Source organism: Stenotrophomonas sp., from assembly GCF_059505245.1.
On the sequence record NZ_JCACKF010000002.1, the window covers coordinates 45,771 to 70,002 of the forward strand.

Annotated in this window: 17 protein-coding genes; 9 read left to right on the top strand and 8 right to left on the bottom strand. The window is 67.1% G+C overall.

Features of this window, described 5'->3' with window-relative positions; translation table 11 throughout:
* Nucleotides 1-44: 44 nt before the first annotated feature.
* The 8 genes from AC5JLE_RS01205 to AC5JLE_RS01240 all read right to left on the bottom strand — a co-directional run bounded on the left by AC5JLE_RS01205 (nucleotide 45) and on the right by AC5JLE_RS01240 (nucleotide 9,307).
* Nucleotides 45-461 (bottom strand): roadblock/LC7 domain-containing protein, encoded by a 417-nt coding sequence (locus tag AC5JLE_RS01205; RefSeq protein ID WP_014648640.1) that lies wholly within the window; start codon nucleotides 459-461, stop codon nucleotides 45-47.
* Nucleotides 454-1,002: a GTP-binding protein gene (locus tag AC5JLE_RS01210; RefSeq protein WP_014648641.1), complete on the bottom strand. Its 549-nt coding sequence runs from the start codon at nucleotides 1,000-1,002 to the stop codon at nucleotides 454-456. The genes AC5JLE_RS01205 and AC5JLE_RS01210 overlap by 8 nt, the downstream gene beginning before the upstream one ends.
* Nucleotides 995-1,960 carry a hypothetical protein gene (locus tag AC5JLE_RS01215; RefSeq protein WP_014648642.1) on the bottom strand — a complete coding sequence of 322 codons (966 nt, stop codon included), beginning with the start codon at nucleotides 1,958-1,960 and terminating at the stop codon, nucleotides 995-997. Before AC5JLE_RS01215 ends, AC5JLE_RS01210 begins: the two co-directional genes overlap by 8 nt.
* A gap of 316 nt (nucleotides 1,961-2,276) precedes the next feature.
* Complete coding sequence (locus AC5JLE_RS01220; protein ID WP_496064935.1) at nucleotides 2,277-4,499, bottom strand: NADP-dependent isocitrate dehydrogenase; 2,223 nt, start codon at nucleotides 4,497-4,499, stop codon at nucleotides 2,277-2,279.
* 916 nt (nucleotides 4,500-5,415) lie between these two features.
* Nucleotides 5,416-5,928 carry a hypothetical protein gene (locus AC5JLE_RS01225; RefSeq protein WP_496064936.1) on the bottom strand — a complete coding sequence of 171 codons (513 nt, stop codon included), beginning with the start codon at nucleotides 5,926-5,928 and terminating at the stop codon, nucleotides 5,416-5,418.
* A 45-nt stretch (nucleotides 5,929-5,973) separates the two neighbouring features.
* Nucleotides 5,974-6,267: a LysM peptidoglycan-binding domain-containing protein gene (locus tag AC5JLE_RS01230; protein WP_005419771.1), complete on the bottom strand. Its 294-nt coding sequence runs from the start codon at nucleotides 6,265-6,267 to the stop codon at nucleotides 5,974-5,976.
* A gap of 285 nt (nucleotides 6,268-6,552) precedes the next feature.
* Nucleotides 6,553-7,371: an NADPH-dependent 7-cyano-7-deazaguanine reductase QueF gene (queF, locus tag AC5JLE_RS01235; RefSeq protein ID WP_100450700.1), complete on the bottom strand. Its 819-nt coding sequence runs from the start codon at nucleotides 7,369-7,371 to the stop codon at nucleotides 6,553-6,555.
* Nucleotides 7,372-7,987: 616 nt separating this feature from the next.
* Nucleotides 7,988-9,307, bottom strand: coding sequence for a M20 family metallopeptidase (locus AC5JLE_RS01240; protein ID WP_032957881.1), 1,320 nt, complete (start codon nucleotides 9,305-9,307; stop codon nucleotides 7,988-7,990).
* Nucleotides 9,308-9,493: 186 nt separating this feature from the next.
* Between AC5JLE_RS01240 and AC5JLE_RS01245 the strand changes: the two genes are divergently transcribed.
* From AC5JLE_RS01245 to AC5JLE_RS01285, 9 genes are all read left to right on the top strand, one after another.
* Complete coding sequence (locus AC5JLE_RS01245; RefSeq protein WP_134966240.1) at nucleotides 9,494-10,738, top strand: efflux RND transporter periplasmic adaptor subunit; 1,245 nt, start codon at nucleotides 9,494-9,496, stop codon at nucleotides 10,736-10,738.
* 74 nt (nucleotides 10,739-10,812) lie between these two features.
* A complete protein-coding gene (locus AC5JLE_RS01250) occupies nucleotides 10,813-14,046 on the top strand; it encodes an efflux RND transporter permease subunit (protein ID WP_046432840.1) in 3,234 nt (1,077 codons plus the stop codon).
* 31 nt (nucleotides 14,047-14,077) lie between these two features.
* The gene (locus tag AC5JLE_RS01255) at nucleotides 14,078-17,200 is read left to right on the top strand and encodes an efflux RND transporter permease subunit (RefSeq protein ID WP_496064937.1); all 3,123 of its coding nucleotides are present in this window, start codon (nucleotides 14,078-14,080) and stop codon (nucleotides 17,198-17,200) included.
* A 170-nt stretch (nucleotides 17,201-17,370) separates the two neighbouring features.
* Nucleotides 17,371-19,548, top strand: coding sequence for a YccS family putative transporter (yccS, locus tag AC5JLE_RS01260; protein WP_014648650.1), 2,178 nt, complete (start codon nucleotides 17,371-17,373; stop codon nucleotides 19,546-19,548).
* A gap of 142 nt (nucleotides 19,549-19,690) precedes the next feature.
* A complete protein-coding gene (locus tag AC5JLE_RS01265) occupies nucleotides 19,691-20,485 on the top strand; it encodes an SDR family NAD(P)-dependent oxidoreductase (RefSeq protein ID WP_014648651.1) in 795 nt (264 codons plus the stop codon).
* A gap of 98 nt (nucleotides 20,486-20,583) precedes the next feature.
* Complete coding sequence (locus AC5JLE_RS01270; protein WP_495233480.1) at nucleotides 20,584-22,473, top strand: MFS transporter; 1,890 nt, start codon at nucleotides 20,584-20,586, stop codon at nucleotides 22,471-22,473.
* A 221-nt stretch (nucleotides 22,474-22,694) separates the two neighbouring features.
* Nucleotides 22,695-22,982, top strand: coding sequence for a CD225/dispanin family protein (locus AC5JLE_RS01275; protein WP_005419784.1), 288 nt, complete (start codon nucleotides 22,695-22,697; stop codon nucleotides 22,980-22,982).
* Between the two features lie 34 nt (nucleotides 22,983-23,016).
* Nucleotides 23,017-23,295 (top strand): CD225/dispanin family protein, encoded by a 279-nt coding sequence (locus AC5JLE_RS01280; RefSeq protein WP_014648653.1) that lies wholly within the window; start codon nucleotides 23,017-23,019, stop codon nucleotides 23,293-23,295.
* Between the two features lie 44 nt (nucleotides 23,296-23,339).
* On the top strand, nucleotides 23,340-23,765 hold the full coding sequence (locus AC5JLE_RS01285; protein ID WP_197561964.1) for a DUF2752 domain-containing protein: 426 nt from the start codon (nucleotides 23,340-23,342) through the stop codon (nucleotides 23,763-23,765).
* Nucleotides 23,766-24,232: the final 467 nt, after the last annotated feature.

The following is a 24,232-nucleotide window of genomic DNA, read 5'->3' on the forward strand; positions in this document are numbered from 1 at the left end:
CTTGTCGATGTTGGTCCGAGCCCCTTGTTCCCCTGCGGCCGGGCTCACGATCCGCCGAGTTCGGCCAGGATCGCCTGGCCACATTCCCTGCTCTGCCACAGCACCTGGCCGATCACGCTGCGCTGGTCGCAGGCCGCCATCAGCAGCAACGGTGCGCGCCCTTCAGCCTGGATCGCCAGCATCAGCACCTTTCCGCCCGCCGCTTCCAGCATCAGTGTCTGCAGATCGCCCAGCACCAGTTCGCGCCCGACCGCCGCAGCCAGCGCCAGCATCGCGCTGGTCATCGCCGCCAGCCGTTCGCCGCGCCCTTCGGCGCCGGCGCTGACCAGGGCAAAGCCATCGACGCTGGCCAGCACGACCGTGCGCACGCCTTCGACCCGCTGCTGCAGGTCCTGCAGCAGGGGCTGCAGGCGCTCACGCTGACCGGCGTCGGGCAGTACCGCCAGCTGCCCGTCAGCCATGTGCAGCCACCAGTGCGTGCGCTTCCATTTCGCTCATCAGTACATCCATCAGCAGCAGTCCCTGTCCTCGGTCACGGGCATCCACGGCCAGCAGCGGCAGCGGCTGGTCGTCAAGGCAGGCACGGATGGCCCAGTCATCCAGTGCGGCCTGCGGTGCCTGGTCCAGGTGGGTGACCGCCACGACCAGTGCCAAGGATGATGCGAACGGCTGCAGCACCTGCAGATAGCCTTCCAGCTCGCTGGCCAGGCCGGCGCGGCGCGCATCCAGCAGCAGCACCGCGCCACGCGCGCCCTGCAGCAGGATCGGCCACAGGAAATCGAAACGCTGCTGGCCGGGTGTACCGTAGAGACGCAGGCGTTCGCCGTTGGGCAGGTCGATGTCTGCGTAGTCCAGCGCCACGGTGGTGGAGGCCTTGTCGGCGCCGAGGCGATCACTGTTGGCCACGTCCGTGTCGACCACCGCGCCAGCCGCGATGCTGCGTACCAGTGTCGACTTGCCGCTGCCCATGCCGCCCAGCACGACCACCTTGTGCTCACGCATTGCGCTCGCTCCCGCGCAGGTGCCGCCACAGGCGGGCGAGCAGTCCGTTGTCGGTGCGGGTGCCACCTGCCGCCATCATCAGCGTCGCCGGGGCGGCCTGCAGCTGCGCGTAGCCACACAGATAGGCGGCATGGATGAAATCGCGAACGGCCGCCGCCGGCAGTTCGAGCAGCATCGTGCATTCCTCAACCGTGCACGCACGCTTGAGCAGCAGCGAGCACAGGCGGAAGCCATCGTGGTCATGGCCCAGTACGCGGAAGTCCGGCCAGCGCAGCAGCTTCACCGAGGCGCCGCGCAGGCGCTCGTCCAGCGCCTGCCAATGGCGGCTGCGTTGCGCCCATTGCCACAGCAGTGGCCGCAGCGGCTGGCGTGGCCGCTCGCCGGCCAGGGCCTGCAGGCGCGCCGGTGTCAGCGCGTCCAGCTGCAGGCGCTCAAAGGCATCGGCCAGCCGCTCCACCAGCGCCGCAGCCGGCTCCTGCAACAGCACGGCCTGATCGTGCTCCAGATCCATCAGCAGCAGAGGCTCGCCCGCATCACCCAGCAGTGCCTGGCCCTGTCGCAGCGGCAGCCGCTCGCGCAGCAGGCGGGTGATGGCGTGCGCGCCATCTGCCAGGCGGATCGGCGCGGGTGTCTGCATGACCAGGGGCTCCGGTGCCAACTGCATGCGACGCAACGCGCGACCGATGGCACCGTCATCAAGCACGTCCTGATGCCCGTCGCCATCACGCAGCTGGCCGCCGATGTCCTCGATCCAGCACTGCAGGCGCGGACGTTGCTGTCGCATGCGCTGGGCGGCGTTGCGCAGCGCCGGGGTATCGCGGATGACCAGCAGATCACAATCGTCCAGATCCTGGCTGCGGCGGACCTGGCCATCCGGCAGCGCCGAGGCCAGGCGCAGCCTTTGCAGCAGGGCCTGCTCGCCCTGGATATCGGTTCCCACTACCAGCACGCGTGCCATCCGTGTTCCCCGTGCGGCCACCTCCCCGGTGGCCTCGCGTCGCCAAGGCTAGGGCATCGCCAGCGGCGGCCGTCGTGATCGATTGCTCAGATTCAAGGCGACTGCGAAACGGCGCCGATCCATTCTGCGACCGCCATCGCGGGCAAGTTTCATGCCCCGTTGACGGCATTCCGACGGCCGACGGATGTCACGGCTCTGGACACGGGTCGAATGGGGTCAGATCCCTTTTGCTTGCAAAAGGAATCTGACCCCAGCGCCATAAAAAGAAACCCGCGCCGAAGCGCGGGTTCCGGTGTCACGGCCGAACGGCAGTGGATCAGCCGCGCAGCTGTTCCAGCGCGGCGTTGAAGGTCGCGCTCGGGCGCATCGCCTTGCTGGCCTTGGCCACGTCCGGGCGGTAGTAGCCGCCGATGTCCACGGCCTTGCCCTGCACTGCGATCAGCTCTTCGACGATCTTCTGCTCGTTGTCGGTCAGCGTCTTGGCCAGCGGGGCGAAGCGCGCCTTCAGGGCGGCGTCCTCGTCCTGCGCGGCCAGGGCCTGGGCCCAGTACAGCGCGATGTAGAAGTGGCTGCCACGGTTGTCGATGCCACCCAGCTTGCGCGATGGCGACTTGTCGTTGTCCAGGAACTGGCCGTTGGCTTCGTCCAGCGCATTGGCCAGCACACGGGCAGCGGCGTTGTCGTAGCGGTTGCCCAGGTGTTCCAGCGACGCGGCCAAGGCCAGGAACTCACCCAGCGAATCCCAACGCAGGTAGTCCTCTTCAACGAACTGCTGCACGTGCTTCGGGGCCGAACCACCGGCACCGGTCTCGAACAGGCCGCCACCGGCCATCAGCGGCACGATCGACAGCATCTTGGCGCTGGTGCCCAGTTCCATGATCGGGAACAGGTCGGTCAGGTAGTCACGCAGCACGTTGCCGGTCACCGAGATGGTGTCCTCGCCCTTGCGGATGCGGTCCAGCGAGAACGCGGTGGCTTCCACCGGCGGCAGGATGCGGATGTCCAGGCCGGTGGTGTCGTGGTCCTTCAGGTACTGCTCGACCTTGGCGATGACCTGCGCGTCGTGGGCGCGGGCGGCGTCCAGCCAGAACACGGCCGGGGTGCTGCTCAGGCGGGCGCGCTCGACGGCCAGCTTGACCCAGTCCTGGATCGGCGCGTCCTTGGTCTGGCACATGCGCCAGATGTCACCGGCTTCCACGGCGTGCTCGAACACCACGGCGCCGGCATCATCGGTGACCTTGACCACGCCATCGGCGGCGATCTGGAAGGTCTTGTCGTGCGAGCCGTACTCCTCGGCCTTCTGCGCCATCAGGCCGACGTTCGGCACCGAACCCATGGTGGCCGGGTCGAAGGCACCGTGCGCCTTGCAGTCGTCGATGACGGCCTGGTACACGCCGGCGTAGCAGCGGTCCGGAATGACCGCCTTGGTGTCCTGCAGCTTGCCTTCGGCATTCCACATCTTGCCCGAGTCGCGGATCATCGCCGGCATCGAGGCGTCGACGATCACGTCGCTCGGCACGTGCAGGTTGGTGATGCCCTTGTCCGAATTGACCATGGCCACGCCCGGGCGCTGCGCGTACTCGGCGGCCAGGTCGGCCTCGATCGCGGCGCGGGTGGCTTCAGGCAGCGACGGCAGGCGCGCAGCCAGGTCACCAATGCCGTTGTTGGCATCGAAACCGGCCTGCTTGAGCACGTCGGCGTGCTTGGTCAGTACGTCCTTGTAGAACTCGTTCACCGCCACGCCGAACATGATCGGGTCGGAGACCTTCATCATGGTCGCCTTCAGGTGCAGCGAGAACAGCACGCCCTGGGCCTTGGCATCGGCAATCTGCTCGCCGATGAACGCGGCCAGTGCCTTGCGGCTCATGACGGCGGCATCGACGATCTCGCCCGCCTTCACTGCGGTCTTTTCCTTCAGCACGACGGCGCTGCCGTCCTTGCCGTGGAAGGTGATCTTCAGCGAACCGGCGTTGGCCAGGGTGGCCGACTTCTCGCTGCCGTAGAAGTCACCGGCGGCCATGTGCGCGACGTGCGACTTCGAATCCGACGCCCAGGCGCCCATGCGGTGCGGATGCTTGCGCGCGTAGTTCTTCACCGACAGCGGTGCACGGCGGTCGGAGTTGCCTTCGCGCAGCACCGGGTTCACCGCACTGCCCTTGACCTTGTCGTAGCGCGCCTTGTAGTCGCGCTGCTGGTCGTCGGCCGGGGTTTCCGGGTAATCCGGCAGCGGATAGCCCTGGTCCTGCAGTTCCTTGATGGCCGCCTTCAGCTGCGGCACCGAGGCGGAGATGTTCGGCAGCTTGATGATGTTGGCGTCCGGGGTGGTCGCCAGCTGGCCCAGCTCGGCCAGGTCGTCGCTGACCTTCTGCGCGTCGCTGAGCAGTTCAGGGAACAGCGACAGGATGCGGCCGGACAGCGAGATGTCACGGGTTTCCACCACGATGCCGGCGGTGGCGGTGTAGGCGCCGACGATCGGCAGCAGCGACTGGGTGGCCAGGAACGGTGCTTCGTCGGTCAGCGTGTAGAGGATCTTGGACATGGGGGACTTGGACTCTGTAGCAGTGCTCAGGGGAAGGCCGGCGCCAGCGCCGGGCCACGTGCAACCGTGTCGCGCGCGGGGCCGGGCCCCACGCTTTCCCCCGTCGCCGTCAGGGTGGGCGCGCGGCGGGGAAACCCCTGCATTGTCGCGTTTTCAGCCGCGCGGGGCAAAGCCGCGCCATACGCGGCGGTACTGGACCGCTGTGTTTCGTCGTTGGCTCGCTTCCGGTCTGGAAGCTGAGGCTTGATGGCTAGTTCGACTTCCCGCTCATTGAGGCACGCGTGACCCACTCCGACAATCGCGGCCCCCACTCGGCACGCCTTGGACAGGTCAATGTCTGCGAGCGCTTGCTTTGCTGGAAGTTGCAGATGCGGAATCCCCCAACGACGGCGGCCAGGCTGGCGAGTTCATCAGCCGTCGCTGCAGAGCCTCGGATGTGCAGCGAACCGGCGCCAGACGATCCGGGTCGAACGTAGACGTCGTACCGGGTGGAACCTCCTTCCGCCCTTGCATACCCCGACACGACATATCCGCCGTCCGTGAAGCGCAGATCCGGCGTGCTTCCTGACGCAGGCTTTTCGGGGGCATCGCCCTCGTAGATCAAGGCGACTTCCCTACCGTCATGCCTGATGCGGTGCAGACCAAAGTCAACAGGAGCCTCGTAGGTCACGGACATGCCTGTCGGCACGCGCAGGCAGGCACCGTACAGAAAGTGGTCGCAGCCGTAGCTCCAGAGATTCGCGGGGCCCATTGCGAGTGTGAGCGCAATCCAGCTGAGCATGCTGTCCCCCGACCTGTCCGTGTTCCGTTCAGCGTACCCCGCTAGCCTCCCTAAAGCGGGCGTCGCCCAATAAAAAAGGACGCAGCCTCGCGGCTGCGTCCATCGTGAGCCCTGCCGGGAGAGAGTCGGCAGGACTTACTTGACCTCGAACTCCTGCGGCGTTCCGGCCGCCTTGCCATCGACGGTGACCTCGGCGCGGTACTTGCCGGCCGGCCAGCCCTTTGCATTCTTGAACGTGACGTTGGTGGTTTCCGCACCACTGGTGTTCAGGGTAGCGTTCTGTTCGCCGGCTACCTGGCCGTCCTGATAGGTCAGCTTGGCGCCAACGGTGACGTTGTTTGCAGCGCCGTCGGTCTTGACCGAGACGATGATGTCATCCTTCGGTGCGAACAAAGCCGTCGTCGCAACCGACTTGTCGGCGGCGGCGGTCTTGCCGACGGTGACCGACGAGACGTTGACCGCAGCGGCTTCGGCCATCGGCGGCGGTGCGCCGGTCATCGGCGCGGGAGCTGCGGGTTCGGCCGGGGCGGTCGCTGCCGGAGCGGCGCTGCTGTCGGTCGACTCTTCCTTCTTCTTGCAACCGACCAGGGCAACGCTGCCCAGCAGGGCGGCGATCAGGGCGGTCTGTAGCGGGGTGGTCTTGATCATTCGGGGTTCCTCCCAGGGATTGTCGGACGGCGTTCGATGGCCGGCTTACTTCGGCGGCAGTTTCAGGGTCTGGCCCGGGAAGATCTTGTCCGGGTCATCAAGCACATCGCGGTTGGCTTCGAAGATCTTTTTCCAGGCATTGGCGTCGCCCAGATGCTGCTTGGCGATCTTCGACAGCGAGTCACCCTTCTGCACGGTATAGGTGCCGCCGCTGACAACGTCTGCGGTGCTGTCCACCGAAGCGCTGACGCCGGAGAAGTCCGCCTTCGGCACCTGCTCGGCGGTACTGTCGACACTGCCACTGACGCCGGAGAAATCGGCTTTCTTCTCGGTACTCATCCACAACTCCCGTCTGCATGACTACGTGATTCGCACGGTGCCATGGAGGTTGTTAAATGGGGATGGTGCAGATGTGAAGCCGCCCCCCGGGGCGGCTGAACAATCGGGGGAATGGACGCCCGGTAGTGCCGGCCGCTGGCCGGCTGTGCCAGGGGGATCCGGCCTTGGCCGATTGCCGGCCAGCGGCCGGCTCCACCCGTAACCGCCTGCGAATCATGGTAATGCCGGCCGCTGGCCGGCGCTCGCCGGGCATGGCCCGGCGCAACGGGCAACCGCCTGTGGCGGTTACTGCCGCAGTTCGCGGTAGGTCGCGGCCGGGGCGGCGATGCCCGGGCTGGCACGCCAGGGGTTGATGTCCAGACCGCCACGACGGGTGTAGCGGGCCTCCACTTCCAGCCACTGCGGCTGGCAGCGCGCAGACACCTCGCTGAAGATCCGTTCAACACACTGCTCGTGGAACTCGGCGTGCTCGCGGTAGCTGACCAGGTAACGCAGCAGGCCGGCGCGGTCGATCTTCGGCCCGCGGTAGCGCAGGCTGACCGTGGCCCAGTCCGGCTGGCCGGTAACCGGGCAGTTGGACTTCAGCAGCGCCGAGACCAGGCTTTCCTCCACCACCTCGCCGGCATCAGCGGCGAGGAAGTCTGCCTGCGGCGGGCCGTAGCAGTCGATCTCCAGGTCCAGCCCATCGATGGATTCGCCGAGCGGCGTCTCACGCAGGCCCGGCAGGCCGAATTCGACCTCCACCGGCGCACCGGCGCAGGCCGACAGATCCGCCACGATGCGCGCGCGCAGTGCCTCGGCGCTGTCGATACGGGTGCTGTTGAGGGAGTTCAGGTACAGCTTGAACGACTTCGATTCGATCAACCGCGGCGAGGTGCACGGCACCTGCACGGTGGCGACGGCGACCTGCGGCTTGCCACGCGCGTCGAGCCAGCTCAGCTCGAAGGCATGCCAGCGGTCGTGGCCAACGAACGGCAGCGCGGCGTCATCGAGGCCGATCTCGGCGCGGGCGCCGCTGCGGGGGATGGGAAACAGCAGGCCGGGATCGTACTGCGACGGGTAACTGACCTCGCGACCGAGGCTGGAATCCTGTGGGGTGTTCATGGGCGCCATTGTATCGCGCGGACGGCGGGCCTTCGGCCGGGCTGGCCAACGGCGGAGCCCCTCCGTGGTGGTTGTGTTGCCGGATACAGGAGCTGGCCGGGAGGGTGGGTTGGCCGGGGGACGCCGTAAACCCGTCCATGGGGGCTTGGCCGCGGCTTGCTCGTGTGCGCTGTCTTGCGCACACGGCAAGGCCTGGGTTGGGCGTCCTGCCCAACCCGCCCGAGGCATGCCTCGGGCCCATGCCGCGGACACCCCCGCCCCGCCTGCCCACCCGGCCCCTGACAGTTCCTTGCGCGCGGCCATCACCACGGGAAAGATCAGAAAATCAAGATCAAAAGCCGATTCTTCAGACGTTCACGACGCCTGCCGTGTCGACCAAGGTCGACACCCACCAAAGCAGGATGTCGTTCCGACAGCTCGCGGGAAACCGTCGAAGGCGGGGCGGGTCCGGTGGCAGGGGCGTGAGCCGCATGGATGCGGCGACCGAGCTTACATGGACGTACTTGCAGCGTCCCCTGCCACCGGACCCACCCCGCCATCCCTCAGGAAACCAGCTTTTGCCGTTGACGTGGCTTTGGTCTCGGCGGGTGCAGGGCTGCAAGCCCTGCGGAAACCCTCACCCCGCCGGGGTGCCGGCACCGTGCAGGTAATCCAGGCTCACCTGCAGCAGCGCGCGGAACCCGACATCCAGCGCCTTCTCATCCAGCAGGAACTTCGGCGAATGGTTGGCCGGCGCCGTTGCCGGGTCGATGCCCGCGCTGGTGGAGCCGACGAAGAAGAACATGCCCGGCACTTCCTTGGCGTACAGCGAGAAATCTTCCGCACCCATCTGCAGCGGTGGCTCGTATACGTTGTCCTTGCCCACCACCGCCTGCAGGCTCGGCAGCATCTTCGCGGTCAGTGCCGGGTTGTTCACCGTGGCCGGGTTGCCATCGGCTTCGTAGATCTCGGTCACCGCCTTGGCACCATGCGCGGCGGCGGTGTGCTCGGCCACGTTGCGCAGGTCGGCGAAGATCTGCTGGCGCATGCCTTCGTCGAAGGTGCGGATGGTGCCGACCATCTCCACTTCATCGGGAATGATGTTGTAGCGGATGCCGCCGTTGATCGCGCCGAAGGTCAGCACTGCCGGCTGCTTGGACAGGTTGGCGCGGCGGCTGACGATGGTCTGCGCGGTGCCCACCAGGTCGGCGGTGGCGACGATCGGATCAACCCCGTTCCACGGCGCCGAGCCATGCGTCTGGCGGCCGATCACCTTGATCCCGAACCGGTCCGAGGCCGCCATCAACGGGCCACCGCGCACCGCGATCTGACCCACCTGCACGCTGGAGAACACATGCAGGCCGAACACCGCTTCCGGCTTGAAATCGGCGAACAGGCCTTCCTTCAGCATGAGTGCCGCACCACCCTCTTCCGGCGGCGGTGCGCCCTCCTCGGCCGGCTGGAAGATCAGCATCACCTGGCCCGGCAGGTCCTTCTTCATCGACACCAGTGCTTCGGCCACGCCGAGCAGGGTCGCGGTGTGGGCGTCATGGCCACAGGCATGCATCACGCCCACGGTCTGCCCGCGGTACTGGTCAGTGGCCTTGGAGGCGAACGGCAGGCCGGTCTGCTCGGTCACCGGCAGCGCGTCCATGTCGGCGCGCAGGGCGATCTTCGGCCCCGGCTTGCCGCCCTCGATGATCGCCACCACGCCGTGGTGGGCGATGCCGGTCTTCGGCTTCAGGCCCATCGCACGCAGGCGCTTGGCGACCTCGGCCGAGGTGCGCGCCTCGCGGTTGGACAACTCCGGATGCTGGTGGAAATCGCGACGCCATTCGACCACCTTGGCCTGCAGCCGCTGCGCGGCGGCGGTCACTTCCGGGCGCTGCCCGTCCTGGGCGTGGGCAAGGGCCGGCAGGGCCAGCAGCAGGGCGGACAGCAGCAGCGAACGGCGCATCGCAATCTCCACAGCAGAAGGGTTCCAGCTGAATGTAGGGCAACACCGCCGCCACGGGAACCTCCGGCGCTCGATCCGGTCTTAGCGCCCGTCCCATCCGTCATGCAGGAAACGTGATGTGGCACAGGTATGCTTTGCGCATTGCCCCGGCGTCCCGCCTGGTCCAGCCCTCTCGGAGTCCTCGTAATGTCACGTGTTTGGAAGATCGTGCTGCTGGTCGTGGCAGTGCTGGTGCTGGCCGTGGTCGGCCTGCGCGTCATGGGCGGGGGCAAGGACAAGGCCGGTGGTGCAGCTGCGGGGGCGCGCCAGGGCGGCGAGGATCCGAATGCCGGTCCAGTACCGGTGACCGTGGTGGAGGCCACGCGCCAGGACGTGCCGGTGTATGCCAGCGCGCTGGGCACGGTGACTGCGATGAACACCGTTACCGTCAGCCCGCAGGTCGGCGGCCAGCTGATGAGCCTGAATTTCCGCGAAGGCCAGGAAGTGAAGCAGGGTGACGTGCTGGCGGTGATCGATCCGCGCACGGCCCAGGCCAGCTATGACCAGGCCGCCGCAGCCAAGCGCCAGAACGAAGCCCTGCTGGCCACTGCGCGCTCCAACTTCCAGCGCTCGAATGCGCCTGAGTATCGCCAGTACGTCGCCAAGACCGATCTGGATACACAGCGAAACCAAGTGGCACAGTACGAAAGCGCCGTGGCCGCCAACGAGGCCAGCATGCGTTCGGCGCAGGTGCAGCTGCAGTACACCAAGGTCACCGCACCGATCTCCGGCATCGCCGGCATCCGCGCGGTCGACGCGGGCAACGTGGTCAACGCCGGCACCGCGCTGGTCACGCTGACCCAGATCCATCCGATCCACGTGCTGTTCAACCTGCCCGAGCGCCAGCTCGGCGACGTGCGCCAGGCGCAGGCCGCCGGCACGGTGCCGGTGGCCGCGCTGGACCGTGCCGATTCGCATGTGTTGTCCGGCGACGGCAAGCTCGACGTGGTCGACAACCTGATCAGTGCCGACAGCGGCACGTTCAAGGCGCGCGCGATTTTCGACAACACCGACAACGGCCTGTGGCCGGGCCAGTTCGTCAACGTGCGCATGCAGCTGCGCACGATCGCCGGTGGTGTGGTCATCCCCACCCAGGCGGTGCTGCGTGGCCCGGATGGCGAGTACGTCTACATCGTGCAGGGCGACAACACGGTAAAGATGCAGACCGTGCGCAGCGGCGTGGAAGTGGGCGACAGCCAGGTGCAGATCGCCGAAGGCCTGAAGGGCGGCGAGCGGGTGGTCAGTGAAGGCCAGTTCCGCCTGAAGCCGGGCAGCAAGGTCACCGCGCTGAAGCCGGGGGAGACCCCGGCCGCACCGACCGAGGCCGAACTGAAGGCGGCCGAGCAGAAGAACGCAGGCGGCGCTGGCCGCCGCGGTGGTGGCCCGCGCTGAGCGCAGGCCACTGATCTCCCTCGCGCCGGCATACCCGCCGGCGCCGACATTGAAGTGCCAGCAAGGATCAGTCCGTGGGCTTTTCGACGATCTTCATCCGCCGCCCGATCGCCACCTCGCTGTTGATGGCGGGCCTGTTGCTGCTGGGCATCCTCGGTTACCGCAAGCTGCCGGTGTCGGCGCTGCCGGAAATCGATGCGCCCAGCCTGGTGGTCACCACCCAGTACCCCGGTGCCAACGCCACCACCATGGCTTCGCTGGTCACTACCCCGCTGGAGCGCCAGTTCGGGCAGATTTCCGGGTTGGAGCTGATGACCTCCGACTCGTCGGCCGGGTTGTCGACGATCATCCTGCAGTTCTCGATGGACCGCGACATCGACATCGCCGCGCAGGACGTGCAGGCGGCGATCCGCCAGGCCACCCTGCCCTCGTCGCTGCCCTACCAGCCGGTCTACAACCGGGTGAATCCGGCCGACGCAGCCATCGTCACACTGAAGCTGACCTCCGACACGCGCCCGCTGCGCGACGTCAACAATTACGCCGACTCGATCCTGGCCCAGCGCCTGTCGCAGGTGCAGGGCGTGGGACTGGTGTCGATCGCCGGCAACGTGCGCCCTGCCGTGCGCATCCAGGTCAATCCGGCGCAGTTGTCGAACATGGGCCTGACCCTGGAGCAGCTGCGCAGCGCGCTGACCCAGGCCAACGTCAATGCGCCCAAGGGCTCGTTGAACGGCAAGACACAGTCCTACAGCATCGGCACCAACGACCAGCTGGCCAGCGCCGCCGAGTACCGCGACACCATCATCAGCTACAAGAACGGCCGCCCGGTGCGGCTGTCGGACGTGGCCGAGGTGATCGATGGCGTGGAGAACGACCAGCTGGCCGCCTGGGCCGATGGAAAGCCGGCGGTGCTGCTGGAAGTCCGGCGCCAGCCTGGTGCCAACATCGTGCAGACCGTCGAGCGCATCCGCGCGATCCTGCCGCAGCTGCAGGGCGTGCTGCCGGCCGACGTGCACCTGGAGATCTTCAACGACCGTACCGAGACCATCCGCGCCTCGGTGCATGAAGTGCAGTTCACCCTGATCCTCACCATCGGCCTGGTGGTGGCGGTGATCTTCGTGTTCCTGCGCCGGTTGTGGGCCACGATCATCCCGTCGGTAGCAGTGCCGTTGTCGCTGGCCGGCACCTTCGCGGTGATGGCCTTCGCCGGCATGTCGCTGGACAACCTCTCGCTGATGGCGCTGGTGGTGGCGACCGGTTTCGTGGTCGACGATGCGATCGTGATGATCGAGAACATCGTGCGCTACATCGAGCAGGGCAAGAGTGGCAAGGAAGCGGCCGAGATCGGCGCGCGCCAGATCGGCTTCACCGTGCTGTCGCTGACCGTCTCGCTGGTAGCGGTGTTCCTGCCGCTGCTGCTGATGCCCGGCGTCACCGGCCGCCTGTTCCACGAGTTCGCCTGGGTGCTGAGCATCGCGGTGGTGCTGTCGATGCTGATCTCGCTGACGCTCACCCCGATGATGTGTGCCTACCTGCTCAAGCCCGACGCCCTGCCCGAGGGCGAAGACGCGCATGAGCGCGCGGCAGCGGCCGGCAAGCAGAACCTGTGGACGCGCACCGTCGGCCTGTACGAGCACAGCCTGGACTGGGTGCTGGGCCACCAGCGCCTGACCCTGGCCGTGGCCGGTGGTGCACTGGTGCTGACCGTGCTGCTGTATGTGCTGATTCCCAAGGGCCTGCTGCCCGAACAGGACACCGGCCTGATCACCGGCGTGGTGCAGGCCGACCAGAACATCGCCTTCCCGCAGATGGAACAGCGCACCAAGCAGGTCGCCGAAGCACTGCGCCACGACCCGGATGTGACCGGCGTGTCGGCGTTCATCGGTGCCGGCAGCATGAACCCCACGCTCAACCAGGGCCAGCTGTCGATCGTGCTGAAGGAGCGCAGCCAGCGCGATGGCCTGGAGCAGATCCTGCCGCGCCTGCAGAAGGCGGTGGCCGGAATCCCGGGCGTGGCGCTGTACCTGAAGCCGGTGCAGGACGTGACCCTGGATACCCGCGTGGCCGCCACCGAGTACCAGTACTCGCTGTCGGACGTCGATTCGGCAACGGTGGCGACCCAGGCCACGCGCCTGACCGAAGCGCTGCGCAAGCGCCCGGAACTGGCTGACGTGGACAACAACCTGTCCAACCAGGGCCGCGCCCTGGAGTTGAACATCGACCGCGACAAGGCCAGTGTCCTGGGCGTGCCGATGCAGACCATCGACGACACGCTCTACGATGCGTTCGGCCAGCGCCAGATCTCCACCATCTTCACCGAGCTCAACCAGTATCGCGTGGTGCTGGAAGTGGCGCCGGAGTTCCGCACCAGCACCGCGTTGATGGAGCAGCTGGCGGTGGCCTCCAACGGCGCCGGCGCACTGACCGGCACCAATGCCACCAGCTTCGGCCAGGTCACCTCGTCGAACTCGTCGACCGCCACCGGCATCGGCGCGCAGAACACCGGCATCACCGTCGGCGCCGGCAACATCATCCCGCTGTCGGCGCTGGCCGAAGGCAAGGTCAGCAGCGCGCCGCTGGTGGTCAGCCACCAGCAGCAGCTGCCGGCGGTGACGGTGTCGTTCAACGTGGCGCCGGGCTATTCGCTGTCCGAAGCGGTACGTGCAATCCAGGAGACCAAGGACAGCCTGGACATGCCCACCCACCTGCATGCCGAGTTCATCGGCAAGGCCGCCGAGTTCACTGGCAGCCAGACGGACGTGGTGTGGCTGCTGCTGGCCTCGCTGGTGGTGATCTACATCGTGCTGGGCGTGCTCTACGAGAGCTACATCCACCCGATCACGATCATCTCCACGCTGCCGCCGGCTGGTGTCGGCGCGCTGCTGGCGCTGATGCTGTGCGGCCTGAGCCTGTCGGTGGATGGCATCGTCGGCATCGTGCTGCTGATCGGCATCGTCAAGAAGAACGGCATCATGATGGTGGACTTCGCGATCGAGGCCCGCCGCGCCGGTGCCAACGCGCACGAAGCGATCCGCCGTGCCTGCCTGCTGCGCTTCCGCCCGATCATGATGACCACCGCCGCGGCCATGCTGGGCGCGCTGCCGCTGGCCCTGGGCACCGGGATCGGCTCGGAGCTGCGCCGCCCGCTGGGCATCGCCATCGTCGGCGGCCTGCTGCTGTCGCAGCTGGTCACGCTGTACACCACGCCGGTGATCTACCTGTACATGGAGCGCTTCTCCGAGTGGCTTGCCCGCCGCCGCGAGCAGCGTGCGTTGCGCGACGGTTCGCTGCAGGAGCCGCAGGCATGATCCACGCCCCGCTGCTGCAAGGGGCGGCACGATGAACCTGTCCGGCCCCTTCATCCGCCGCCCGATCGGCACCGCGCTGCTGGCCATCGGCCTGTTCATGGTCGGCCTGATCTGCTACCTGCGCCTGGGCGTATCGGCACTGCCGAACATCGAGATCCCGGTGATCTTCGTGCATGCCAGCCAGTCCGGCGCCGATGCGGCGACCATGGCCTCCACGGTTACCGCGCCGCTGGAACGCCATCTCGGCCAGCTGCCGGGCATCGACCGCATGCGCTCGTCGAGCTCGGAAGGCAGCTCGCTGGTGTTCATGATCTTCCAGAGCGGCCACAACATCGATTCGGCCGCGCTGGACGTACAGACCGCGATCAACTCGGCGCAAGCCGACCTGCCCTCGGGCATGGGCTCGCCGATGTACCAGAAGGCGAACCCGAACGACGACCCGGTCATCGCCATCGCGCTGACCTCGCAGACGCAGTCGGCCGACGAGCTGTACAACGTCGCCGATTCACTGCTGGCGCAGCGCATCCGCCAGATCAGCGGCGTTGCCTCGGTCGACATCGCCGGTGCCTCCACGCCAGCGGTGCGGGTGGACGTCAACCTGCGCCTGATGAACGCGCTGGGACTCACTGCCGACGACCTGCGCAACGCCGTGCGCGCGGCCAACGTGACCTCGCCCACCGGCTTCCTCAGCGATGGCAACACCACCACTGCGATCATCGCCAACGATTCGGTGGCGCGTGCGGCGGACTTCGCCGACCTGGTGGTCAAGACCCAGGGCGATGGCCGGGTGATCCGCCTGAAGGACATCGCCAATGTCTACGACGGCCAGCAGGATGCCTACCAGGCCGCGTGGTTCGACCACAAACCGGCGGTGGTGATGTACGTGTTCACCCGTGCCGGCGCCAACATCGTGGAGACCGTGGACCGGGTCAAGGCGCAGATCCCGACCCTGCGCGACTACCTGCAGCCCGGCACCACGATGACGCCGTACTTCGACCGTACGCCGACCATCCGCTCGTCGCTGCATGAAGTGCAGATCACGTTGCTGATCAGCCTGGCGATGGTGGTGCTGACCATGGCGCTGTTCCTGCGCCGGCTGGCACCGACGCTGATCGCCGCAGTGACCGTACCGCTGTCGCTGGCCGGTGCCGCGTTGGTGATGTACGTGATGGGCTTCACCCTGAACAACCTGAGCCTGCTGGCGCTGGTGATCGCGATCGGCTTCGTCGTGGACGATGCGATCGTGGTGATCGAGAACATCATGCGCCACCTCGACGAGGGCATGCCGCGCATGCAGGCGGCGCTGACCGGTGCGCGCGAGATCGGCTTCACCATTGTCTCGATCACCGCCTCGCTGGTCGCGGTGTTCATCCCGCTGCTGTTCGCCAGCGGCATGATGGGCGCGTTCTTCCGCGAGTTCACCGTCACCCTGGTGGCGGCCATCGTGGTCTCGATGATCGTTTCGCTGACGTTGACCCCGGCGCTGTGCAGCCGCTTCCTCAGCGCCCATGACCACAGCGCGCCGCCGTCGCGCTTCGGACGCTGGCTGGATGCCGGCCACGAGCGCATGCTGCGCATCTACACCGTGTTCCTGGACTTCTCGCTGCGCCACGCGCTGCTGCTGTCGCTGACGCCGCTGATCCTGATCGGCGTCACCATCTTCCTGTTCGGGGCGGTGAAGAAGGGCGCGTTCCCGCCGCAGGACACCGGCCTGATCTGGGGCCGCGCCAATTCCAGCGCCACCGTCTCCTTCGAGGACATGGTCGCCCGCCAGCGTCGAATCACCGACATGCTGATGGCCGACCCGGCAGTGAAAACCGTGGGTGTGCGCCTCGGCAGCGGCCGTCAGGGCTCCAGTGCACAGTTCAACATCGAGCTGAAGTCACGCAGCGACGGTCGCCGCGAAACCACTGCACATGCGTTGGCGCGACTCAGTGCCAAGGCCGATCGCTACCCCGACCTGCAGCTGCGCCTGCGCGCGATCCAGGACCTGCCCAGCAACGATGGCGGCGGTTCCAGCCAGGGCGCGCAGTACCGCATTTCCCTGCAGGGCAACGACCTGGCTGCTTTGCAGGAATGGCTGCCCAAGCTGCAGGCGGAACTGAAGAAGAACCCGAAGCTGCGTGACGTCGGCACCGACGTGGACAATGCCGGACTGCGCCAGAACATCCAGATCGACCGCGCCAAGGCCGCGCGCCTGGGCATCACTGTCGGCGCCATCGACGGCGCGCTGTACGGTGCGTTCGGCCAGCGCCAGATCTCCACCATCTATTCGGACATCAACCAGTACAGCGTGGTGGTCAACGCCCTGCCCTCGCAGACCGCCACCCCGGCGGCGCTGGATGAGGTGTACGTGCGTGCGCGCAACGGCGACAGGGTGCCGATCACCGCGGTGGCCACGCAGATGCCCGGCCTGGCCCCCTCGCAGATCACCCACGAGAATCAGTACACGACGATGGACCTCAGCTACAACCTGGCTCCGAACGTAAGCATGGGTGAGGCCAAGGCGATCATCGATGCCACCGTCGCCGGCATGCGCATGCCTGGCGACATCCGCCTGGCCGACGATGCGGGCTTCGGCTTCAATTCAGATCCCAGCGACATGCTGATCCTGGTGTTTGCCGCGATCCTGACCGTCTACCTGGTGCTGGGCATGCTCTACGAGAGCCTGATCCACCCGGTCACCATCCTGTCCACGCTGCCGGCGGCGGGCGTCGGTGCGCTGCTGGCGTTGTTCGGCACCAACACCGAACTGTCGGTGATCTCGATGATCGCGCTGGTTCTGCTGATCGGCATCGTCAAGAAGAACGCGATCATGATGATCGACTTCGCCCTGGTGGCGCAGCGCGAGCATGGGCTGGCGCCGCGCGATGCCGCACGCGAGGCCAGCATCGTGCGCTTCCGCCCGATCATGATGACCACGATGGTCGCGATCCTGGCGGCGGTGCCGCTGGCGATCGGTCTGGGTGAAGGGTCCGAGCTGCGCCGCCCGCTGGGCATCGCGATGATCGGCGGCCTGCTGTTCTCGCAGAGCCTGACCCTTCTCAGCACGCCGGCGCTGTACGTGATCTTCTCGTGCCTGGCCGAGCGTTGGCGCGCACGCCGCGCACGCAGGCGCGAAGCCAAGCTGCTCAAGCGCGCGCAGCGGGCGTAGAAGGGCCCATCCACGCGCGGCGTGGATCTATGGGTAGAGCCGGCCGCTGGCCGGCTTTCTCCGTACCGCAAATCTGCCGGCCAGCGGCCGGCACTACCGGATTCCTGCGCGGGCTGTCCCCTTCACCCCACACCCGCAATAATGGTCGGAGACCCTTCCACCGAGCCTGCATGTCCGCCCGACAATCCCGCCTCAGCCGCCTGTGGGCCCACGAGAAGGCCAGTTACGGCCTGCGGGTGTTCATCGCCCTGACCGCGGCGCTGGCGGTGTGCTGGCAGCTGGATGCGCTGACCGCCTTGCCCGGCGTGTTCCTCGGCATCATCGCCAGTGCCATCGCCGAAACCGATGACAACTGGTGGGGCCGGACGAAGGCGGTGGCGCTGTCGCTGTTGTGCTTCTGCATTGCCGCAGCATCGGTCATCTGGCTGTTCCCGTGGCCGTGGATCTTCATCGGCGCGCTGGCGCTGTCCACCTTCGGCCTGACCCTGCTCGGCGCGCTCGGCGAGCGCTATGCGTCCATTGCCCAGGCCACGGTGACGCTGGCGATCTACACCATGATCGGCCTGGAACAGCACGGTGCCAGCGACCTGCACAGTGCGCTGGAAGCGGTCAGCCACCTGCTGGCCGGTGCGGTCTGGTACGGCCTGCTGTCGATCCTGTGGACCGCGCTGTTCGCCAACCGGCCGGTCCGCGAGCGGGTGGCGCGACTGTACGTTGAGCTGGGCCGCTACCTGCAGCTGAAGGCCGCGCTGTTCGAGCCGGTGCGCGAAGCCGACCTGCAACGTCGCCAGCTCGACCTGGCCGAACAGAACCGCCGCGTGGTCGGCGCGCTGAACGAGGCCAAGACCGCGATCCTGGCCCGCTTCGGCCGCTCCGGCCGACCCGGCGTGAACTCCGGCCTTTACCTGCGCCTGTACTACATGGCGCAGGATTTCCACGAGCGCGCCAGTTCCTCGCATTACCCGTACGGCGCGCTGGTGGACGCGTTCTTCCACAGCGACGTGCTGTACCGCTGCCAGCGCCTGCTTGACCTGCAGGGACAGGCCTGTGCCCGCCTGGGCGAGGCAATCCGGCTGCGCCGTCCGTTCGTGTACGGAGAAGGCAACCAGCAGGCCGGGCGCGACCTGGCCGATGCGCTGGCCTACCTGCGCGACCAGCAGCGGCCACAATGGCAGCGCCTGCTGGGCTCGCTGGACCTGCTGGTGCACAACCTGCGCAGCATCGAACGGCGCCTGCTGGATGCCGAGCGCTCCGAAGCCAGCCTGGACAACGTCGATACCCGCCTGCGCGACAGCAACCCACACACCCTGCGCGAGATGGGCGTGCGCATCCGCCAGCAGCTTACGCCCGGCTCGGTGCTGTTCCGGCATGGGCTGCGCATGGCGCTGGCGCTGATTGCCGGCTTTGCAGCGATCCGCCTGTTCAATGCGCAGAACGGTTCGTGGGTACTGCTGACCATCGTGTTCGTGTGCCGGCCCAACTTCGGCGCCACCCGCCAACGCCTGGCCCAGCGCATCGTCGGCACCCTGGCCGGACTGGTGCTGACCTGGGCGCTGCTGCAGCTGTTCCCGCAGCTGCACGTGCAGCTGCTGATCGCCTTGCTCTCTGCACTTCTGTTCTTCTTCACCCGCACCGACCGCTACCTGGTGGCGTCGGCGGCGATCACGGTGATGGCACTGACCTGCTTCAACCTGATCGGCGACGGCTTCGTGCTGATCGTGCCGCGCATGGTCGATACGGTGCTGGGTTGCGCGATCGCAGCGGCGGCCGCGTTCCTGGTCCTGCCCGACTGGCAGGGCCGGCAGCTGCATCTCGTCCTGGCACGCGTGCTGGACACTGCGGCTCGCTACCTGGATTCGGTGCTGGGCCAGTACCGCAGCGGCATGCGCGACGACCTGGCCTACCGCATCGCGCGGCGCGACATGCACAATGCCGATGCCGCGCTGTCCACCGCACTGTCGAACATGCTGCGTGAGCCCGGCCATGTGCGCCGCAATCTGGATGCCGGCTTCCGCTTCCTGGCGCTGTCCAACACACTGCTGGGACACCTGTCGGCGCTGGGCGCGCATCGCGACCAGGTGGACAGCTATGCGGGCGACCCGCTGGCATTGGCGGCCGGCGAGCGCGTGCGCAAGGCACTGCAGCAACTGGCCTCGGCGCTGACCGCACGGCAACCGGTCGCCGACGATGACAACGACGCCGACCGCGCGGTGGCCGCCGAGCTGGAGCAGATCGACGAGGCGATGCCGCCGAAACTGCAGCTGATCCGCACGCAGATGGCGCTGGTGCTGCGAATGCTGCCGAAGGTGCGGGCAGCGGCCAATGAAGCGGTGACCAGCCTGACCTGACTCCTCATCGCTGATCGGAGATCCCACCCACGCGTGGCATGGGTCAATTGCGCCGTGTGCAACGGCGCGTTGCGCCTGGCGCTGCGGTTCGATCACGCGGCCGCGCGGATACTGGGCAATCCCCCCGCTCCGGACTATCGCCATGAAAATCGAGCTCAGTGGCCGCACCGCGCTGGTCACCGCCTCCACCGCCGGCATCGGCCGGGCCATCGCCCAAGGACTGGCCAGCGCTGGTGCGCGTGTCATTCTCAATGGCCGCAGCACCGACAGCGTCGAGCGCGCCCGCCGGCACCTGCTCGCCACCGTGCCGGGAGCCGACGTGCTCGGCGTCGCCGCCGATCTCTCTGATGCAGCCGGTGTCGAAACACTGTTGGCCGGCCTGCCCAAGGTCGACATCCTGGTCAACAACGCCGGCATCTTCGGCCCACAGGACTTCTTCGAGACCGATGACGCGACCTGGGAGCGCTACTGGCAGACCAACGTGATGTCCGGCGTGCGCCTGTCGCGTGCGCTGCTACCGGCAATGGTCGATGCCGGCTGGGGCCGCGTGCTGTTCATTTCCTCCGAATCAGCGCGCAACATTCCCGCCGACATGATCCATTACGGGGTCAGCAAGACCGCGCAGCTGTCGTTGTCGCGCGGCCTGGCCAAGCGCGTGGCCGGCAGTGGCGTCACCGTCAACGCGGTGCTGCCCGGCCCGACCCTCTCCGATGGTTTTGCGGCGATGTTCGAGGATGAACGCCAGCGCAGCGGCAAGCCGCTGGAGCAGATCGGCCGTGAGTTCGTGATGGCGCACCGGCCGTCCTCGGTGATCCAGCGCACCGCCACGGTCGAGGAAGTGGCCAACATGGTGGTCTACCTGGCCTCGCCGCAGGCCTCGGCAACCTCGGGTGCGGCGCTGCGCGTGGATGGCGGCGTGGTCGACGATATCGTCTGAGAGTGCTGGCAGGTGTGCGGACCAACGGTCCGCACCCACAGGTCCGCATCCACAGCAGAGGGGAAGGAATGCTAGGCTGCGCCGGTCAAGGAGGTTCCATGTCCGGTCACAACCAGTTCGCCCTGCTGCGCCAGCGCCGTTTCCTGCCGTTCTTCGTGGTCCAGGCGCTCGGTGCGTTCAACGACAACGTGTACCGGCAGGCGATCATCAGCATGTTGCTGTTCATGGCTGTGCCGGAGGAAGAACTGGGGTTGTACGCCACCCTGGCACCGGCCATCTTCATCCTGCCATATTTCCTGTTCTCGGCGCTGGCCGGGCAGATCGCCGACAAACTGGAAAAATCGCGACTGATCGTGATCACCACCACCATGGAGATCGTGATCATGTCGCTGGCGGCCACCGGCTTCCTCACCCAGAGCCTGCCGGTGCTGCTGGTCGCGCTGTTCTGCACCGGCATGCAGTCCACCCTGTTCGGCCCGGTGAAGTACTCAGTGCTGCCGTCGGTGCTCAGGCCAGAAGAGCTGACCGGCGGCAACGGCCTGGTCGAGATGGGCACCTCAATGTCGATCCTCTCCGGCATGATCGTCGGCGGCCTGATGTTCACCGTGGCTGGCAGTCACGGCACGGTGGTGGCCGCGTGCGCGATCATCGCCCTGGCGATCTGCGGCAACATTGCCGCCCGCCTGATTCCCAAGGTCGATGCCGGCGACCCGAACCTGAAGATCAACTGGAACCCGTTGCCGGAATCGCTGGCGGTGCTGCGCATGGCGCGCCAGCAGAAAGCCGTACGCAACTCGATCCTGGGCGTGTCCTGGTTCTGGTTCGTCGGCACCGTGCTGACCTCGCAGTTGCCGGCGTATGCGGTGACCAACCTGGGCGGCCAGCCGACCCTGTACATCTTCGCGCTGGCCCTGTTCTCGGTGGGCACCGGCGTCGGCTCGCTGCTGTGCGAGAAGCTGTCAGCACGTACGGTGGAAATCGGCCTGGTACCGCTGGGCGCGTTCGGCATGACCGCGTTCCTGCTCGACCTGTACTTCGCCCGCAGCGGCGAAGCGACAGTGCACGGGCTGACCATCGGGCCGTTCCTGCAGCAGCCCGGCAGCATCCGCATCGTCATCGACCTGATCGGCATCGGCCTGTTCACCGGCATCTTCGTGGTGCCGCTGTTCGCACTGATCCAGAGCCGCACGCCGAAGGCGCAGATGTCGCGCGTGTTCGCCGCACTGAACATCCAGAACTCGGGCTTCATCGTCGCTGCGGCGCTGCTGTCGCTGGCCGCCCACAAGCTGCTGCACTGGACCATTCCGCAGCAGTTCCTGGCGCTGGCCATCGCCAACGCCCTGGTGGCGATCTACATCTTCACCATCGTCCCCGAATTCCTGATGCGCTTCCTCAGCTGGCTGATGGTGCGCACCCTGTACCGGCTGCGCCCGCACGGCATCGAGGCCAACGTGCCGGACGAAGGCGCCGCACTGCTGGTCTGCAACCACGTCAGCTACATGGACGCGCTGATCCTGTCGGCGACCATCCCGCGCCCGGTGCGCTTCGTCATGTACTACAAGATCTTCAACATCCCGGTGATGCGCTGGATCTTCCGGACCGCCAAGGCGATCCCGATTGCCGGGGCGCGCGAAGACCCGGCGCTGATGCAGCGTGCGTTCGATGAGATCGACGCGGCGCTGGCCGAAGGCGAACTGGTCTGCATCTTCCCCGAGGGCGCGCTGACCCGCGACGGGCAGATGGCGCCGTTCAAGTCCGGCGTCGAGAAGATCCTCGAGCGGCGGCCGGTGCCGGTGGTGCCGATGGCGCTGCGCGGCATGTGGTCGAGCATGTGGAGCCGCCGCGACAGCCGCCTTGGCCGCATGCGGGTGCCGCGTCGTTTCCGCGCCACGGTCGAGGTGGTGGCGGCACCGGCCGTGGATGGCCGCACCACCAGCGCCCCGGTGCTGGAGGCCCAGGTGCGGGCCCTGCGTGGTGATCACGCCTGATCGACCGCACGGACACGGGTAGACCGTCCCAGCGACAAGCCCCCATCCTCGCCCTCCGATGCATCGCAGAGGTCCGTCAGATGCGTCAGATCAAGGGCCATACCGGCCAGTATCTGACTGTAACCGCATACATGCAGCGCGGGTTGAGGTAGATTACGCACCCACAGGGGGGAGGTTCGGCCGTTTCATCATGGCCGGCCACCAAGGAATGGAGTCTTGCTTTGAATCAACCGCCACCGCTCAGCCGTCCGGTCTACATCCCCAACCATCTGGTCTGGGCGATCCTGACGACGCTGTTCTGCTGCCTGCCGTTGGGCGTGGTGTCGATCGTCTATGCCTCCCAGGTCGATGGCCGCCGCGCCGCCGGCGACCTGCCGGGGGCCTACAGTGCGTCGCGCAAGGCGGGCTGGTGGGCGGTGGCTTCGGCCGTGGCCCTGCCGGTCCTGTTGCTGTTGTGGTTCGGGCTGTTCGGCGGCTTGGCCGTACTGGGCGCTCTTTCCGACCAATGATTCACCACCACCACCCATCAAGGAGCTTGAACCCATGAACACCGCCACTCCGCAGGTCCCGAACAATCTGGTCTGGGCCATCCTGAGCACCCTGTTCTGCTGCCTGCCGGCCGGCATCGTGTCGATCGTCTACGCCGCGCAGGTCAACGGCAAGCTGGCCGCTGGCGACATCGCCGGTGCCCAGGACTCCGCCGCCAAGGCCAAGAAGTGGGCGATCTGGTCGGCCATCGCCGCCGTCGTGGTCGGCGTGCTGTACGGCATCCTGATCGTCGCTGTCGGCGGCATGGGTGCAATGAACAACAGCGGCTACTGATCCGCGTGGACGGATCCGGCGCCTGCGCCGGATCCGTTGCTGCAATGTCCGCACTTCCCGCCCGCTCCCGATTCGCCCGCTGGGCACCGCTGCTGGCCGCCACCGGCCTGGCCGCCGGTGCCGCGGTGGTGCTGCGCAACGTCAATCCGTATGTCGCCGGCAATCCTTTGCCGAGCTGCCCGCTGTACGCGCTGACAGGCCTGTACTGCCCGGGCTGTGGCAGCACCCGCTGCCTGTATTCACTGGTCCATTTCGACCTGCCCGGCGCGATGGCGATGAACCCGCTGCTGGTCATCAGCCTGCCGTTCCTGCTGCTGATGCTGCTGAACGTCGCCGGCATCCGGCCGCGCGTGCTCGACCCGCTCATGCGGGTACTGGCCAATCCCATGTTCTGGCTCTGGGTGCTGCCCGGGTATGCGCTGCTGCGCAACCTGCCTTGGGCACCGTTCACCGCACTGGCACCGATCTAGGTTTCCAGCCAACGGCGCCGCCCCTCGTGGTGGGCGGCGTTTGTCGGTCATGGGATAGGCCGGGCGGGTGGACTGCGCAGGGGTCGCTGCGAGTACGTCCATGTAAGCTCGGTCGCCGCATCCATGCGGCTCACGCCCCTGCGCAGCCCACCCGCCCGGCCACGGACAGTTTCCGTGTGCGTCCACCACGGAAAAGAAAGAGAAGATCAAAAGCGGAAGCGGATCGCTTCGCTCTGTATCCACCCATGGCGTGGATCGACCGTGTCGACCAAGGTCGACACCCACCGGCAGTCGCGGTTGACCCACCGTCACCGGGAAACTGTCGGGGGTGGGGCGGTGTGGGGCAGCAGGACCGTTGGCGCCATGGATGGCGCCATCGAGCCCCCAGGGACGGGTTTACGGCGTGTCCTGCAAGCCCACACCGCCCCGCCCAACCCACAGCAATACAGATCCGCGTTTGCGTTTGG

Coding starts and splice junctions, on each gene's coding strand:
- AC5JLE_RS01205 (WP_014648640.1), bottom strand. CDS start 461: ATGGCTGACGGGCAGCTGGCGGTACTGCCCGACGCCGGTCAGCGTGAG.
- AC5JLE_RS01210 (WP_014648641.1), bottom strand. CDS start 1,002: ATGCGTGAGCACAAGGTGGTCGTGCTGGGCGGCATGGGCAGCGGCAAG.
- AC5JLE_RS01215 (WP_014648642.1), bottom strand. CDS start 1,960: ATGGCACGCGTGCTGGTAGTGGGAACCGATATCCAGGGCGAGCAGGCC.
- AC5JLE_RS01220 (WP_496064935.1), bottom strand. CDS start 4,499: ATGTCCAAGATCCTCTACACGCTGACCGACGAAGCACCGTTCCTGGCC.
- AC5JLE_RS01225 (WP_496064936.1), bottom strand. CDS start 5,928: ATGATCAAGACCACCCCGCTACAGACCGCCCTGATCGCCGCCCTGCTG.
- AC5JLE_RS01230 (WP_005419771.1), bottom strand. CDS start 6,267: ATGAGTACCGAGAAGAAAGCCGATTTCTCCGGCGTCAGTGGCAGTGTC.
- queF (WP_100450700.1), bottom strand. CDS start 7,371: ATGAACACCCCACAGGATTCCAGCCTCGGTCGCGAGGTCAGTTACCCG.
- AC5JLE_RS01240 (WP_032957881.1), bottom strand. CDS start 9,307: ATGCGCCGTTCGCTGCTGCTGTCCGCCCTGCTGCTGGCCCTGCCGGCC.
- AC5JLE_RS01245 (WP_134966240.1), top strand. CDS start 9,494: ATGTCACGTGTTTGGAAGATCGTGCTGCTGGTCGTGGCAGTGCTGGTG.
- AC5JLE_RS01255 (WP_496064937.1), top strand. CDS start 14,078: ATGAACCTGTCCGGCCCCTTCATCCGCCGCCCGATCGGCACCGCGCTG.
- yccS (WP_014648650.1), top strand. CDS start 17,371: ATGTCCGCCCGACAATCCCGCCTCAGCCGCCTGTGGGCCCACGAGAAG.
- AC5JLE_RS01265 (WP_014648651.1), top strand. CDS start 19,691: ATGAAAATCGAGCTCAGTGGCCGCACCGCGCTGGTCACCGCCTCCACC.
- AC5JLE_RS01270 (WP_495233480.1), top strand. CDS start 20,584: ATGTCCGGTCACAACCAGTTCGCCCTGCTGCGCCAGCGCCGTTTCCTG.
- AC5JLE_RS01280 (WP_014648653.1), top strand. CDS start 23,017: ATGAACACCGCCACTCCGCAGGTCCCGAACAATCTGGTCTGGGCCATC.
- AC5JLE_RS01285 (WP_197561964.1), top strand. CDS start 23,340: ATGTCCGCACTTCCCGCCCGCTCCCGATTCGCCCGCTGGGCACCGCTG.